Raw genomic sequence first — 15,985 nt, forward strand, 5'->3', positions numbered from 1 at the left:
AGTATTTTCTTACTTAGGATACTAAATTACACTTTTTCGATAAAACCCGTTATTTGTGATAACCGTTGTTAGCGGCTGGCATTTTATAATGGTATTACATCCTCAATGTTATCGACAATACCTCTTTCGTTAAACGGACTTGTTAGAGCTAGCATAATTATCTTCCTTTCCTTTCTCCATTTTATTAGAAAAATAAATGAGATTACTATTAACACTTTTAATTCTTCATCATCACTTGTTAAATATTCTTCTTTCAAATCCTCATTTTTAGGCAGGTTTATATCAATTACGTTTGAATAGATTTTATATTCTTCATTTAGAAGATTTAAATTAAATTTCTCTATTTCGGTTTTTGATAAATCTTTTGATTCAAACTTTGGTAAATCTTTTTTATCTAAAATGAAAAAGTTGTCATTAAGATGATGGTTGCTTGAGGGTATTTCGATAAAAATTTTCTTGTATTTGGAATTATCGATTAATTGTTTGGATTCATAACTTGGTCTGATTGCTACGATGATCTTATTATCCAACTTTTTAAGTAATCTGTCTAAACCTTCTATTAATTGGTTTCTTTCTAAAACAAAGCGATTAGTCTTAGCTACCAAAAAGGCATTAGGGAGAAATTTTTGGATCTTATATCTTGCAATACTCTCTGCATAAATAGTATCAAAATTAATATTAGGAATATCATTATCAGTAAATGATGATTTGGTTGAAACGATTAATTCCCCATTTATTGAAGAAACCATACTATCATCTACATCTTTAAAATTTTCTTCATTCCCGATTACATTATACTTTTTAAATGCAGAAGTAATAATTTCTTTTGTAGAATCATAAAATGTTGTAATCTTTTCTTGTGATAAACCAGCACCTAACTTGGTAAGATCAATTTTTTCCTTGATCTTTTGATCTAAATTATCAAAGGTTTCCAGAATTTCTTCTTCACTCTTAATTTTAAAATCTAAGTCTTTTAACAACTCTTTATTTCCTAAAACTTGTTCTATACAACTTCTAAAATATGGTAGTCTATCATTATATGAATAAAGAGTCTGTAAATCATCGGTTAAATTGTGAAAAATTCTAAAATTTTGATAGACGTAAATTTTTTGTTGAGTAAACTGTCTTATAAATAGTAAGGAAATATAGAGGCAAATGTTATTGCTAATGTCATTGCTAATTCCCAAGTTATCTATTTCTGGAAAGGAATATTTAAACTCTAATGGTTCATCCATAGTTCTAAACTCATTACTGAAATGTTCAAACCAGGAGAAGATTTCATCCATTGTCTGAGGTAGAAGCGGATAACTTGGAGGTTGTGATTGAGAGAATGATAGTATGTATTGCAATGCGTGGTATTCCTTCTGATAAAATAATAATCCACCCAAAGCATAGTTAAATTCCAAAAATTGTTTACGTTCTATATTGACTTTATCAATTTCTTTCTGATTAGCTATCTCTCCATTCTCATATTCTGGTATCAAGGCTGAAAGACTATAATTGAAATTTTGAGAAGCTCTGCTCCAGTAATTCGAAATTAATTTTTTATGATTACTAGATATAACTAAATTTCTCCATAACCATCTATAAGTTTCGTTTGATAATTTACTGAATTTGAAATTTTCGCCTATCAACCAAATCCCAGATGATGCACGATGTTCTAAGACCTTTAACTTTAGGTTCTCATTATGAATAGATGTTGCAATTATTTCATTATTAACGAAATAAAGATCTATCGGATAAATCGGACCTTCTTCAGGATCGAAGTTTTCTCGATAGCGATAAAATAAGGAAGAATAGAAATTTACTAATGATTCTTGCAAATGGAAATCCTGATGTTTTATTGCATAAATAGCGAACTCATTAATAGATTTTAATAGGTAAGTCTTATGTTGGTTATCTTGTTGTTGATTGTTATACTCTGATATTAAGTATTTCAACAATTCTGATGCCTTACCCTGAAACAGCATAATTCTATTTAACCAATAAAGGAATGTTCCTGTCAGTATCAGAGTCAAAAAGAAAACTATTAGATCAGCAGAGTTATCAATTATAATATTACCTGTAAAATAAGGTATTGTTGGAATCCAAAAAATTTGGAAAATAAAACTTAAAAGTGTAATTATTAAAATTATTTGGAAGAATGAAAAACCCCTATACACTTTATTATTTGGAAATTCTGCATCAAAAATATTGGTAAGATATTCTGAATAATATTTTGATCCAATATTTGAAATTTTATCAATTAAAATAGGATATGCAATTCCTAATATAGCTATATCAATTGCTATACATATTTCGATTAAATAGTTTATCATTTGTATTCGAATTTCGATAATGCTTGCCGCTAACGGTCTTGGTTAAGGCAAGTAGCGTGGGGTATGGACACGTTCTTGTCGGTTTTGTTGGTTTTTACTTGGTGTCTAAAATAATACTTTTCACTATATTGCCCGCTATTTGCGCTTAACCGATGTTAGCTATCGTTATTTACTCAAATTCTAATTTTAAGTTCTCTCTTATATATTCATTTAAGTCAGATTTTGCAATTCCTAAGCAATTTTCGAGAGCAGCATAAAATTCCTCATTTGATGTACCACTGTTCATCATTTCTTTAATCATTTTCCATCCACCTTTTTCGTAAATTTTCTTAATAAGAAAACTTCCTAGCGCGTAATGATAATCTGTATATTGATCGAAATTCACATAATCAGTTAAATTATTTAAATTGACATTGGGATTCTTCTTTAGATAATTATAAATCTTTTCTTGGTGCCATTTTAAACTTTTGCCTCTACTTGAATTGCTAAGGTATGTTGCAAGTCCCTCAGTGATCCAGTAATTTTTATTTGGATAATGTTGATCTATTTGAACATGATAAATTTCATGCAAATAATCCTCGCCCAATCCGCTACCATATATTTTATCAAACGATGATTTTCCACTAGGCATATTAGCACCGCCCATTCCTATATAGTAATCTATACCTTTTAAATTCTGTATTTCATCATAATCATCAGCCATATAATATTCAAAAGGAATAGGCTTTACATCAAATATTTTACTTATTTCATGAATAAAATCATTTGCTATCTCCGCTTTATCCATGTTGAATTCGTGATACTTGGGAAAGTAGTAATCAATAAGCCCAACTTTCTTATAATTCCATTTTTTTCTGTTCTCTATAAGTGCATTATATAGTTTATAACTACCGTTTTCAGGTTTGGCATAATAGTTCACAATTGCTAAGACATAAGGGGTTCCGTTTTCTTGACAAAAAGAATATTGTGCTTTCAATTGGTATATATCATTATTTGATTTCACACTCAAAACATGTATAGGAAAATCCATATATAAAGAAGGTTTGAACTCACTTTCTAAAAAGTCATAGTGTTCATAATTTCTTTGATCTTCTTCATTCCAAAATTGATTGAATCCTAGTTTGTTGGGTTCAGATTTGATGTAGTTCTCAATTAATCTAATTACTTCCTGTGTTTTTACATTGGAAGAATCTACAAGATGATTATAGGTGACATTTTGAGAAATCAATGTAATATTATAGAACATTACAATAATTATCAAAAATCTTGTTTTATTCATAGAATTTAAGGTTTGCTTAATAATGATAGCTAACGGTCTTGGTTAAGGCAAGTAGCGTGGAGTAGGGATGCGTCCTTGTCGGCTTAGTTGTTTTGTTACTTGGTGTCTAAACTATCACTTTTCATTGGAATGCCCGCTATTTGCGCTTAACCGATGTTGTTGCAAGTTTTGTAAACTAAAATTTGTTTTAAAAGTTTTTTTGAACTTCTAAAATTAAATATGCTTGACTGAGTGCTGTTGCCATTCCTGGTCCGCTTTCCTCGAAATCAACCATAGTTTTTCCATCTTTTTTATAAACTTTGTTGATCTTTATTTCACTACAGCAGTAATTAAAAAATTCACCGATTACGATTATCAAATCGTTACTGGTAAAATCAAAATTCAAATTTTTCAATTTTTCTGCTTGGTTTGGATTCACTCTTTCTATTTCTGGAATAAAATCGTTCCAATCATTTTCATTTTCAAATACTAAAAACTGTTTACGAATTTTATTTTCTTCGTCATAGCTTAAAGTACTTTCATCAATTATTTTATATGAAATTTGATCTGTTATTTCTTTAGAACACCCAATAAATAGTAATATTGAACAAACAATAAGTATAATATTTTTCATTTTCTTCTTTATTAAGTTAGATAGCATGTTAGAATTCGGTTACTATAGTCAATGGTATTGCAAGTTTAGTTTCTCCGATTATTTTAGAATAACTCTTTTATAAGGAATTAGAGCACAGTTTTGTAATTCACCGCAACCTAATAGTAGTTCATTATTTTCAAAGTAAAAACTACGACTATGTTCAATATCTGATTTTATTAAGATTAGGTTTTCTAAAGGAACACTCTCAAAATAATTTTCTTCATTAGAAGCCCAGCTGTTATATTTTAATTTAATCATATTATTGTCAACATTGTAGGTTCCGATTTCTTTAGAAAAATATCCAAGTTTTTCTTGATTATTTTTATCGATTATGAACAACAACGAAGTATAAGTATTATTGGAAGAAAAATTAATTTGGGAAACTATTAAATAATCTCCTTCGTTAAGTCCTTCAATTTCTGCTGCCACAGGTTCATATGATCGCTCCCAAGTTCCTAACAGTCTTGGACTGGAATTATCATCCTTACTACATCCTAATACAAATAAGAATAAGATTGTAATCCATAATACATTTTTCATAATTATATCATTTGTTATTAATATAATAGATATTTTGATAACGAAAGGTTGCTTCAAAATTTGCTACAACGGTTACGGTTATCGCAAGTTGCGGGAGTAGGGACGCGGACTTGTCGGCTTAACCAATTTACTTCTTGGTTTCTAAAATTACACTTTTTCGATAAAACCCGTTATTTGCGATGAACCGATGTTACCTATCGTTTTTTATCTCTTTTCTAATGTATAGATCTTTAATTTTTTCATTTATCGTAGTATCATTTCTTATAAATTGCGAATATGATGTACACGAATGAACACATGCTAACATGAACCTTTTCCCATTTTCTTGAAAGAATAGTAATGCGTCATCATAATCCACCTTGACACTTTCTATTGTAGGATTTGTTGATTCATAAATATACTTATAAGTTAATACTTGAATTTTCTCTATAGGAGAAGAAGGAGCGAATGAAATTGAAGAATTCATATTTTGAAAAACATACTGGTCAAATTTGTTTTTTAGTTCATTCTCATTTCTTTTTATTGCAAACTCCATCCTAAAAAAATCAACATCATCTTCCTCATCGAATATACTCCTGAATTTAAAAGTCTTAAGTTGTTTAGAACCTATTATATTTTCTGATAAGTAAGGCATATAGAAATAACTAGATTCCATTATTTTATCCTCCGTAGAAATATTTAAACTCGGCGCACTAATTATATAAACATCTTTTTTCAATAACTCTTCTAAAACTTTAATTTGTTTTTCGGTAATATGTATTTTATGTGTCTTCATAAAAATGATAGGTAACGGTCTTGGTTAAGCCAAGTGGCGTGGAGTAGGGACACGTTTTTGTCGGCTTAGTTGTTTATTTATTGGTTACTAAAATATTACTTTTTGTTGAGATACCCGCTATTTGGGCTTAACCGATGATGTGGCTAGTAGCTTTTATCCGAGTAAGAATTTTTTTATCAATATTGTCATTTTAAACCTCATTGATATTGTCACTTTTCACGTCTGAGTGATGTCAGTGATTTATCTTTAAAATCATTCAATTGTTTGTAGTTAACAATCCTGAGTAAAAGTCGGAATAAGAACTCAAATCTTCGGTTCGAGTAAAAGTCAGCGACTTGTATTTAAATCATTTTTGTTCTTTAAATCTCATTTTCATTTGACTTTTTCACTCCCGAGTAAATTCAGCGATTTAAATTTAAAATCATTCAATTGTTTATAGCTAACAATCCTGAGTAAAAGTCAGAATAAGAACTTAAATCTTTTAGGTTTGAGTAAAAATCAACGAACTCCATTTTACTCATTTTTCAATCTTTTAAATTTAGCGCAACAGTTGCGAAAAACGGGTTCTTATCAGTTCTTTATCAATTATGTTCTTTACTGAATTTTGTTTTTTGGGCTATTAGCCACAACGGTCTCGGTTCGTATGTTAGATTTGAGATTGTAATTTAGCTAAAAATAGGAATTAATTATTAAACTCCATAGAAGGGATAGGGAGGTCTCGGTAGATACATTTAATCAATGATATCGTGTGTTAGAAATTCCACCCTTCTATTAATTTCTCTAAGAACTTGAACAGTACCTAGATCCTATAACAGAGATCGTATCAAAAGCGAGCAAAAGTGATGGAGAATAGAGTTTAAAAAATCAACATTATTATGAAGAATGAAATTTTGAAACTCTCCTTAGGAGTAGATGTCTCAAAAGAGACTTTGGCTGTTTGTTTGTGCCGTCTAACGGCTAGACTTACAAAGGAGTTTGAAGATCCATTTGAGGTTAGTAATGATTTATCAGGTTTTAAAAAGTTGGTAAAGTGGTTACTTAAAAATGCCAGTTCTCCAGAGGATATAGTTGTCGTTATGGAATCGACAGGTATTTATCATGAAGCTTTGGTATACCATCTCTATGGGGAAGGATTTCCTGTAAGTGTTATGCAATCAGGACGTGTAAAGCGCTATGCTCAAAGTTTGGATCAACGTTCCAAGACCGATGCCTTAGATAGCCGTATGCTTGCCATGCTTGGTTGTGAAAGAGAGTTGGCATTATGGAGCCCACCAGATCCAATATTACGTCAGTTAAAAGGGCTGAGTCGGGAACGATCTTTTTTACTAAAGGAAAAGCAGATGGAGCGAAATAGACTTCATGCCTTGGAACACTCCGTTTATAAAAGCAAGCGGGAGCTAAAGCGCTATGGACAGCGATTAAAATTGATTGAAAAGCAGTTGATAGAAATAGAAAAGGAGATGGAAATTCTAGTTAAGAATGATCCACAGTTGCATCAAAGGATTAAGCATTTGGAAAGTATCCCCGGGATCTCTTTTAAATCTGCAGCGACCGTAGTAGGTGAAACTTTGGGTTTCACCGGTTTTACTAATGCTAAACAATTGACTAGTTATGCAGGATTTGATGTGGTCTTGAAAGAATCTGGTGCTTATAAGGGAAAGACGAGAATCAGTAAGAAAGGGAATAAACATATTCGTAGTGCACTATATATGCCAGCGATGAGTGCCATACAATGGAATCCAACCTTGAGAAAATTTTACGAACGAGTCCAACCCACTAAAGTCAAACCAATGATAGCCTTAGTAGCAGTAGAGCGAAAGCTATTGGTATTAATGTATAGTTTATGGAAAAATAAAATAGATTACGATCCAGAACATGAGCAAAAAAAGACAGCAAGAACCGAAGTCCTTGCTGCACAGGATAGAAGTAATTTAGCATTGACAACTTCCTAAAATTTTTATCAAAAATACTTGTTTTCTAACACAGTACCTAACACAAGTTGCGGGAGTAGGGACGCGAACTTGTCGGCTTAGATTTTAATTGTTGGTTAATTTGATTATTTTCTTTGAAAAGCTACCCGTTATTTGTGATAACCGTTGTTGGCTGTAGTGCTTATTCGTGTTCTATTTTTAAATCTTTTTTTATTTCATTTATTAGTAATTCTTCTAAAGTAATAAATGGACCATTAGACTTAAATTTATCTCCAGCTTCAAAAAACTTCGCTAAATTTTCTTTTCTAATCTTTGATTCTAACCCTTGAACATTTTTGAGAGAATGATGCATAAAAAATTCTTCAAAGCAACTTTGAAGTTCCTTATTTATTTCTTTTAAGGCCGCTAAAATCTCTTTTTTAATGAATGGTTGATTATAAATATAGTATTTAATAAAGTCATTAAAATCTCGGCGTAATTCTATTCCCATTTCTTCAGATCCGTTGTATTGAAATTGTTGAATTTTACTTTTCAAATCAAAAAGTTTCTTTAGAAGAGTTTTATGAATTTCTAATTTTTCTCTGAAAACTCCAGAATAAGCAACCTTAAATTTTTCTATTTTTTGATCAACATTTTTTTTAATAATTAGATAGAAAATTATGTTTCCAATAATTGCAATTAAGCCTGGAACAATTAGATAAATTATTTTCATTTTTTCAAAGTTTCTGCATTACAGCCAACGGTCTCGGTTAACACAAGTTGCGGGAGTAGGGACGCGGACTTTTCGGTTTTGTTCTTTACTTTCTTAGGATACTAAATTACACTTTTTCGATAAAACCCGTTATTTGTGATAACCGTTGTTGGCAACAGTTATTTACCCTTTACTTTGTAAGATTGTAGTTTCCTTTTAACTCCAACTTTTGGATTTATTTGAATTGCTTTTTCCCAATAATGAATTGTTTGATTTATTTCTCCTTTATTTTCATAAAACTCTCCTATTCTTCTGTATAATTTATCTAATCCATAGGAATATGAAGCATTCTCATCATTAACTGCTTTACTTAAAACATCCAAATAATCATTGTCATTAAATTTAACTTCGTCTGGTTTACTTTCGAAATGATACAGTACGTCAGTAATACTTCCTTTATTTAAAATTTGTGATTCATATTGTTCTTTGTTTGTATGTAAGCCATTAAAGTCAATTTCATAGATAAAATCATTTCTTGTAGTAAGTATTATTTTTTGATCTTTAGTTTTAATTATCGCTTCCTTGAAGGAGATAGGTCTTTCTAGTTTCTTTAATATTTTTTGATCTTGAAGATCAATTATAAAAAGTTTATCACCATCATTGTCATCAGAATTATGTGTTTCAAATATTGCTATTTTGGAATCAATGCTTAATGCACAATTCCCTAAATTAGCATTTGTTCGAATTGAAAATAATTCTATACCTGATTTATCAAATACATAAAATATTCCCGTTAAACTTTCTGCATTTGACCAATCACAACATATAACAATACCGTCATTACTTACAATACAATCGTGTGGTCTTTCTATCTCTTTTTTAAATAATAATTTATTATTCTTAACTAAAGCAATTTTTCCATTCTCCCATTTCGAACCTCTAAATAAACCGTCTCTAGAGTAAATGCTAAAATTCTTATTTGGTGACTTTTTTTCAGTGCCATAAAATCCAGCAATATCTCTGGTTGTTTTTCTTTTTTTATCTAGTTTTCCATTTTTTGCTCTTCTAACAAATTCTTTTTCATTTAATTCTATTGTGAATTGGATGCTATTTCCTGTACTCTCACTTTTAACATTACTAAGATCTTTTTCTTTTTCAGTAGAGTCTTTCTTTTTGTTTCGTTTAAAAAGATAAAACGTAATAAGTCCAATTGTTATGATTATAAATATTTCCAAAATGTTTTTTTTGGGATTTTGATGATAATTGTTGCCAACTGTCTCGGTTAACACAAGTTGCGGGAGTAGGGACGCCGACTTGTCGGTTTTGTTTTTTTCTTACTTAGGATACTAAATTACACTTTTTCGATATAACCCGTTATTTGTGATAACCGTTGTTGTGCCCAGTTAAATTAAATATCGTGTTTTGTTTTTATCTCCTACTTTTTTAAATAGTTTTAGTTCAACTCCTTTTTTCAAATCTCGGCTTGCAGTAGCAGCGGAAATATCTTTAAACACCTCCATATAATCTTTTCGTGTAAATTCTCTTTTGTTGAGAGATAAGAAATATTCAAGTCGATCTTTTTCAGTCAATGTGCGACTATTGAAGTCTAATAATTCATCTAATGATTTATCAATTACCCCTAGCATATATTCAATAAAAGCTGTGGAATTTCCCGACTTGTCACTTTGTGATAAAGCTTTATAATATTTGTCCTGGTCTTTACTTATTAAAGTTTCAAAGGGTAAATATTCAAATACGGGATATTTTTCCATTAAAACTAATGTTTGCCACAATCTGCCCATTCTACCATTTCCATCTAAAAACGGATGAATAAATTCCATCTCATAATGAAAGACGCAACTTTTTATCAATTCTATTTCTTCTGATGATTTTAAATAGTCAAATAGATCTTTCATTAAAAAAGGAACATTTTCATAAGGTGGAGCATAGTGTTCAACTTGTGAACCTTTCATTATACCGACTCCTTGTTTTCTGTATTTTCCAGCATCTTCAATTAGGCTCTCCATTAAATGTTTATGACATTCTAAAAATGATTTTTCATTAAATGGATTATAATTTTCTAAGTGTTCATAAATCTCAATTGCATTCAAAACTTCTTTTACATCTTTCTTTGGCCCTATTATTCTTTTATTTTCAAGCAATGCAGTGATCTGTTCTTCAGTCAATGTGTTACCCTCAATTTTTAAAGATGAATGAATGGTTTTTATTCTATTTTCCTTTCTTAATTTGGGAGATGGTTTATTAAGATAGTTTGCATTAATAGCTCCAACTTTCTCGGAAATTGAAGTTATAAATCTTAAAATACTCGGTGTTATATCGTAAGGTGGTTTCATTTGATACTATCATTTGATATTATCAAAGTTAGCATCATTTTATTATTATTCGAAGGAAAAATGTTAATCTTTAATTGGGCACAACGGTCTCCTTTACTTCGTTTATTAATAAATATACCTTTGAGATGAAGAAGGAGGAGAACTAAAACGGTCTCTAGATTACAGATCCAATATCCGTAAGAGTCCTCCATTCTTCATATGGGCAGCAAAGAACCATTTGGAATACCAGGTCAATAAATGGACCCGTTAAAGGAGTTAGTTACTGCGCCCTTCAAATATTAATTTTTAAAAATATGAAAAATTACCAAGAAGTAATCGGAATTGATGTTTCAAAAAACAAGTTAGATGCTTTTGCGTATAATCGAAGTTTACATCGTGAGTTCAGTAATGATGTAGTGGGTTATAAAGCCTTGTTGAAATGGGCTAACGGTAAGGAACAGAAAGTGTTTTTTTGTTTTGAGAATACAGGTCATTATTCCTTGAAGTTAGCGTTGTATTTATCGTCGAAGAAGGCGGTTTATGTGCAGGAAAACCCAGTAGTGATCAAAAGATCCTCTGGAGTAATCAGGGAGAAGAATGATGTTGTAGATGCCATGATGATCGCCAGATATGGTTGGCTTCACCGAGAGGAACTTTCTGCCAGTGAGCTGAAAGATAAGGAACTCTTGGAAGTAGGCAGATTACTCGCTTTACGGGATCAACTGGTTCGAAGTCGTACAGGATTAATGAGTACCCTTTCCGAGCTAAAGAAGTTACTCAGCAGTAGTTCAACCGATACCTGTTGCAAGACGCTGGTAAGCTCTATTGCTCATCTAACTTCTCAAATAAATAAAATAGAGAAGCAACTAAAATCACTTATAAAGAATTCTGAAGCATTATCACAAAACTATCGGTTGATCTCTTCTTTAAAAGGCGTGGGATTAGTTGTAGGTGCCCAGTTGCTTTATCACACCAATAATTTTAAACGTTTTGATAGCTGGCGCCAATTCTCCAGTTATTGTGGGACTGCTCCTTTTGGTCATAGTTCTGGGAGCAGTATTCATAAAAGGCGAAAATGTCACCCGATGGGAGACCGGCAAATGAAGAGTCTGCTTAGCATGGCTGCTTGTACAGCTATTCAACATGATAGTGAATTACGCCGTTATTACAAGAAAAAGCTAGAAGAAGGTAAACTAAAGATGATTGCGCTGAATAATGTTCGCAATAAGCTATTATCCAGAGTGTTTGCAGTAGTAAAAAGAGGTACTCCGTATGTGGAACTACATAAATTTGCTGCCTGAAGAATTAGGGAAAAAAGTTTGGATTTAACCTTGGAATACGGTTAACACAAGTTGCGGGAGTAGGGATGCGAACTTGTCGGTTTAAGTATTTTCTTACTTAGGATACTAAATTACACTTTTTCGATAATACCCGTTATTTGTGATAACCATTGTTGGCTACAGTATTTTTATCGGTGTTTTACTGTCATCTATCGCTACGAAGGTAAATTCTCCCGAAACTGCTTTCTCTCTAAAGTCAGAATACATTTCTTCTACAAAAATGTCTACTCTTACTTTTAAACTCGTATTTCCTACGTGAGTTACATATCCTATTAACTCGATTATTGTTCCTGCGGCAATAGATTTTTTAAAATCAATTTTATCGCTACTTACGGTAACCATTTGTTGACGGCTAAATCTTGTGGCAGTTATAAAAGCTGTTTCATCCATTAATTGCATTGCAGTTCCTCCAAATAAGGTATCATAATGATTTGTAGTATTAGGAAATACTGCTTTAAAAATTGTCGTTGTTGATGCTTTAATTCGCTTCTCTATATTCATACAACTTGTTTTTCTATTGCTAAAAAGTGAGTTACATTATCACTATACATTGGAATAATTTTGACTTGGCACTCATAAGGTGTATTGTCTTTTCGGTAATTCATTATGATTTCTGTAAACGGTTTTAGTTCATGTAGTTTGTTCCTAATTCTTTTCTTTGCTTTTGTCGAAGTATTGATTCCTTGTAAAAAATGAGGTTTTTTATTGACTGCAAATGATTTAGAGTATCCTGTCATTTTTGTGAAGCCCTCATTAACCCAAACAATTTTCTGTCCTGCATCTGTTATAATTAAGGCGTCAAAATCTTGATTGTTAAAAATGGTATCTATTTCATTTTTCCATTTAGCTTTTTTAGCAAAAGCTTTTACCATTTTAATATCGCTTTCTGTTTTCAGGTTTTTAAGTGTTTTAAAATAGTTCTGACTATAGATATCCCAACTTAACAAGGGCATAAATTTAGGTGTCGATGGTTTAATTTGAAGTTTAATTTTGTCATATTCTTTGGATGACAAGGAGGATGTATAGATATCTAAACACATCATTTCAGAAAGGCTGTATTTCATAGTTCTCTTTTCTTTAATATTGTAGCCAACGGTCACGGTTATCGCAAGTTGCGGGAGTATGGACGCGGACTTGTCGGATTAACTATTTTCATTCCTGGTTTCTAAAATTATACTTTTTCCACAATACCCGTTATTTGCGATGAACCGATGTTGTGAGCTGTTTGTTACACTAATATTTATTCATATCAATTTCATCGAAATCTTGTATTTCAGACAACTTTATCAAGTTTTCAATTTTAATTTTCTCCCAAGTTTCTTTAAAAACTTCCTCTTTATCTTGGGAATTCATATTTTCATTTTCTAAAACTTGTTTTTTCTTTGTTAGAAAATTAATGCTTGTTTTGTAATTCACAATCGGTCCACGATTTTCACTTGATTCATATCCAATCAATTTAAAGTCTGATTCATCGTATCTAAAAATATACTCCCAATTTCCATATCGGCCATGTCCGTAATGAATTTTTAAAATGTTCTTATGAATATCAATTGAAAGTTCTGGAGGATAATAAACGCCGCCATTTTCATTTTCAGAGGAGAAGCAATCTAAATTCTTTAAAATTGATTCATAACCATTTTCAGTGCCTAATAGCACAATTATTCCTCTTCTATTACGGTCAACTACATCTCCAAATCTATTTTCAATTATATTTTCCTCTTTTGAATTCTTTATAATTAAAATACAATCCTCTAATCCATCTTCATTAACATCTGCACTATACTCTTCAAACAATACATATCCATTAGGAATAAATCCAGTTGTTGATTCGGTCTGAGCATTTCCAAGACTGTTATTGAAAAGTAAACTTAGTAAAATTAAAAAATTGATATTTTGTTTCATTTTTGTTATTCTCATTTTTACAAATTGCTCACAACGGTCTCGGTTCGTATGTTAGATTTGAGATTGTAATTTAGCTAAAAATAGGAATTAATTATTAAACTCCATAGAAGGGATAGGGAGGTCTCGGTAGATACATTTAATCAATGATATCGTGTGTTAGAAATTCCACCCTTCTATTAATTTCTCTAAGAACTTGAACAGTACCTAGATCCTATAACAGAGATCGTATCAAAAGCGAGCAAAAGTGATGGAGAATAGAGTTTAAAAAATCAACATTATTATGAAGAATGAAATTTTGAAACTCTCCTTAGGAGTAGATGTCTCAAAAGAGACTTTGGCTGTTTGTTTGTGCCGTCTAACGGCTAGACTTACAAAGGAGTTTGAAGATCCATTTGAGGTTAGTAATGATTTATCAGGTTTTAAAAAGTTGGTAAAGTGGTTACTTAAAAATGCCAGTTCTCCAGAGGATATAGTTGTCGTTATGGAATCGACAGGTATTTATCATGAAGCTTTGGTATACCATCTCTATGGGGAAGGATTTCCTGTAAGTGTTATGCAATCAGGACGTGTAAAGCGCTATGCTCAAAGTTTGGATCAACGTTCCAAGACCGATGCCTTAGATAGCCGTATGCTTGCCATGCTTGGTTGTGAAAGAGAGTTGGCATTATGGAGCCCACCAGATCCAATATTACGTCAGTTAAAAGGGCTGAGTCGGGAACGATCTTTTTTACTAAAGGAAAAGCAGATGGAGCGAAATAGACTTCATGCCTTGGAACACTCCGTTTATAAAAGCAAGCGGGAGCTAAAGCGCTATGGACAGCGATTAAAATTGATTGAAAAGCAGTTGATAGAAATAGAAAAGGAGATGGAAATTCTAGTTAAGAATGATCCACAGTTGCATCAAAGGATTAAGCATTTGGAAAGTATCCCCGGGATCTCTTTTAAATCTGCAGCGACCGTAGTAGGTGAAACTTTGGGTTTCACCGGTTTTACTAATGCTAAACAATTGACTAGTTATGCAGGATTTGATGTGGTCTTGAAAGAATCTGGTGCTTATAAGGGAAAGACGAGAATCAGTAAGAAAGGGAATAAACATATTCGTAGTGCACTATATATGCCAGCGATGAGTGCCATACAATGGAATCCAACCTTGAGAAAATTTTACGAACGAGTCCAACCCACTAAAGTCAAACCAATGATAGCCTTAGTAGCAGTAGAGCGAAAGCTATTGGTATTAATGTATAGTTTATGGAAAAATAAAATAGATTACGATCCAGAACATGAGCAAAAAAAGACAGCAAGAACCGAAGTCCTTGCTGCACAGGATAGAAGTAATTTAGCATTGACAACTTCCTAAAATTTTTATCAAAAATACTTGTTTTCTAACACAGTACCTAACACAAGTTGCGGGAGTAGGGATGCGAACTTGTCGGTTTAGGTTTTAATTGTTGGTTAATTTAATTATTTTCTTTGAAATGCTACCCGTTATTTGTGATAACCGTTGTTGGCTGTAGTATTTTATTCGGAACTAATTTTTTCTTGCTAATAATATACCACCCTAAATTCTTTAGAACTTTCATTGACCAATTGTCTAAATAACTTGTAATATTCGTCATCTGGAGCATGAATATTATATGAATATTCAGCTTCATTTTTATTTTTTATTGTGACTTTAACTTGAATTGCATCAAGAACAACTCGATTTTTATTTGTCTCAATTTCATTTAAAATTGTTTTTTTCGAGCTTATAATTAAATCACTTAATTCAATAATTGGATCTTTTTTTGAAAAAATGAAACACTCTTTTGAATAATTTTTTGAATTATCACGTAATTTCATTATTTCCATATTTTCATTTGCAGTTCTATCTTTTTTATGAAGTAATTCCGTAATTCTTATTTTATCAGTTTTAGTATAAGTTTCTTTACCAGTATATTCTGAAAAATAGATTTTAGAATTTTCACTATTTCTATGAACATCAATTATATATTCAAATTCAGGCATGTTTCCACTAACCCTAACTTTTAATTGGTATTCGTTTTGAGCAAAAGAATTAATCTTTGTTAAAAGAAATAAAAGAATAAGAATCTTGTACATATCTAAGGTTTTGTGAATATTACAGCCAACGGTCTCGGTTCGTATGTTAGATTTGAGATTGTAATTTAGCTAAAAATAGGAATTAATTATTAAACTCCATAGAAGGGATAGGGAGGTCTCGGTAGATACATTTAATCAATGATAT

The 15,985-nt window shown here is 31.3% G+C and carries 15 protein-coding genes; 3 read left to right on the plus strand and 12 right to left on the minus strand.

Translation table 11 applies throughout. From position 1 onward, the window contains the following. Nucleotides 1-83: 83 nt before the first annotated feature. The 5 genes from P163_RS10290 to P163_RS10310 all read right to left on the minus strand — a co-directional run bounded on the left by P163_RS10290 (nt 84) and on the right by P163_RS10310 (nt 5,546). The gene (locus tag P163_RS10290; protein WP_034890575.1) at nt 84-2,318 is read right to left on the minus strand and encodes a hypothetical protein; all 2,235 of its coding nucleotides are present in this window, start codon (nt 2,316-2,318) and stop codon (nt 84-86) included. Between the two features lie 169 nt (nt 2,319-2,487). Further along, entirely contained in the window at nt 2,488-3,597 is a 1,110-nt protein-coding gene (locus P163_RS10295) for a hypothetical protein (RefSeq protein WP_156100689.1), read from the minus strand. A gap of 187 nt (nt 3,598-3,784) precedes the next feature. Further along, nucleotides 3,785-4,210, minus strand: coding sequence for a hypothetical protein (locus P163_RS10300; protein ID WP_156100690.1), 426 nt, complete (start codon nt 4,208-4,210; stop codon nt 3,785-3,787). 78 nt (nt 4,211-4,288) lie between these two features. Further along, a complete protein-coding gene (locus tag P163_RS10305) occupies nt 4,289-4,771 on the minus strand; it encodes a hypothetical protein (RefSeq protein ID WP_034890585.1) in 483 nt (160 codons plus the stop codon). A 190-nt stretch (nt 4,772-4,961) separates the two neighbouring features. After that, complete coding sequence (locus tag P163_RS10310) at nt 4,962-5,546, minus strand: hypothetical protein (RefSeq protein ID WP_034890588.1); 585 nt, start codon at nt 5,544-5,546, stop codon at nt 4,962-4,964. An 875-nt stretch (nt 5,547-6,421) separates the two neighbouring features. Between P163_RS10310 and P163_RS10315 the strand changes: the two genes are divergently transcribed. Further along, on the plus strand, nt 6,422-7,498 hold the full coding sequence (locus P163_RS10315) for an IS110 family transposase (RefSeq protein ID WP_034890591.1): 1,077 nt from the start codon (nt 6,422-6,424) through the stop codon (nt 7,496-7,498). 160 nt (nt 7,499-7,658) lie between these two features. Here the strand turns inward: P163_RS10315 and P163_RS10320 are convergent, their stop codons facing one another. The 3 genes from P163_RS10320 to P163_RS10330 all read right to left on the minus strand — a co-directional run bounded on the left by P163_RS10320 (nt 7,659) and on the right by P163_RS10330 (nt 10,522). Beyond that, nucleotides 7,659-8,189 (minus strand): hypothetical protein, encoded by a 531-nt coding sequence (locus P163_RS10320; protein WP_034890594.1) that lies wholly within the window; start codon nt 8,187-8,189, stop codon nt 7,659-7,661. A 158-nt stretch (nt 8,190-8,347) separates the two neighbouring features. Further along, entirely contained in the window at nt 8,348-9,403 is a 1,056-nt protein-coding gene (locus tag P163_RS10325; RefSeq protein ID WP_034890597.1) for a tetratricopeptide repeat protein, read from the minus strand. A gap of 168 nt (nt 9,404-9,571) precedes the next feature. Continuing rightward, nucleotides 9,572-10,522: a Fic family protein gene (locus tag P163_RS10330; RefSeq protein ID WP_034890599.1), complete on the minus strand. Its 951-nt coding sequence runs from the start codon at nt 10,520-10,522 to the stop codon at nt 9,572-9,574. Between the two features lie 293 nt (nt 10,523-10,815). Between P163_RS10330 and P163_RS10340 the strand changes: the two genes are divergently transcribed. Continuing rightward, nucleotides 10,816-11,802, plus strand: coding sequence for an IS110 family transposase (locus P163_RS10340; RefSeq protein WP_034890560.1), 987 nt, complete (start codon nt 10,816-10,818; stop codon nt 11,800-11,802). A 156-nt stretch (nt 11,803-11,958) separates the two neighbouring features. On the opposite strand, the gene P163_RS10345 is transcribed toward P163_RS10340, so the two are convergent. From P163_RS10345 to P163_RS10355, 3 genes are all read right to left on the minus strand, one after another. Continuing rightward, nucleotides 11,959-12,342 (minus strand): acyl-CoA thioesterase, encoded by a 384-nt coding sequence (locus P163_RS10345; protein WP_034890604.1) that lies wholly within the window; start codon nt 12,340-12,342, stop codon nt 11,959-11,961. Further along, nucleotides 12,339-12,905, minus strand: a complete 567-nt coding sequence (locus P163_RS10350; RefSeq protein ID WP_051931296.1) for a PAS domain-containing protein — start codon at nt 12,903-12,905, stop codon at nt 12,339-12,341. Before P163_RS10350 ends, P163_RS10345 begins: the two co-directional genes overlap by 4 nt. Nucleotides 12,906-13,074: 169 nt before the next feature. Further along, nucleotides 13,075-13,743 carry a hypothetical protein gene (locus P163_RS10355; RefSeq protein ID WP_034890605.1) on the minus strand — a complete coding sequence of 223 codons (669 nt, stop codon included), beginning with the start codon at nt 13,741-13,743 and terminating at the stop codon, nt 13,075-13,077. A 280-nt stretch (nt 13,744-14,023) separates the two neighbouring features. Here P163_RS10355 and P163_RS10360 point away from each other — a divergent pair, with 280 nt between their 5' ends. Continuing rightward, nucleotides 14,024-15,100: an IS110 family transposase gene (locus tag P163_RS10360; protein ID WP_034890591.1), complete on the plus strand. Its 1,077-nt coding sequence runs from the start codon at nt 14,024-14,026 to the stop codon at nt 15,098-15,100. Between the two features lie 185 nt (nt 15,101-15,285). On the opposite strand, the gene P163_RS10365 is transcribed toward P163_RS10360, so the two are convergent. Then, nucleotides 15,286-15,840: a hypothetical protein gene (locus P163_RS10365; RefSeq protein WP_034890607.1), complete on the minus strand. Its 555-nt coding sequence runs from the start codon at nt 15,838-15,840 to the stop codon at nt 15,286-15,288. Nucleotides 15,841-15,985: the final 145 nt, after the last annotated feature.

This window comes from Gillisia sp. Hel_I_29 (assembly GCF_000744275.1).
GTDB lineage: Bacteria > Bacteroidota > Bacteroidia > Flavobacteriales > Flavobacteriaceae > Gillisia.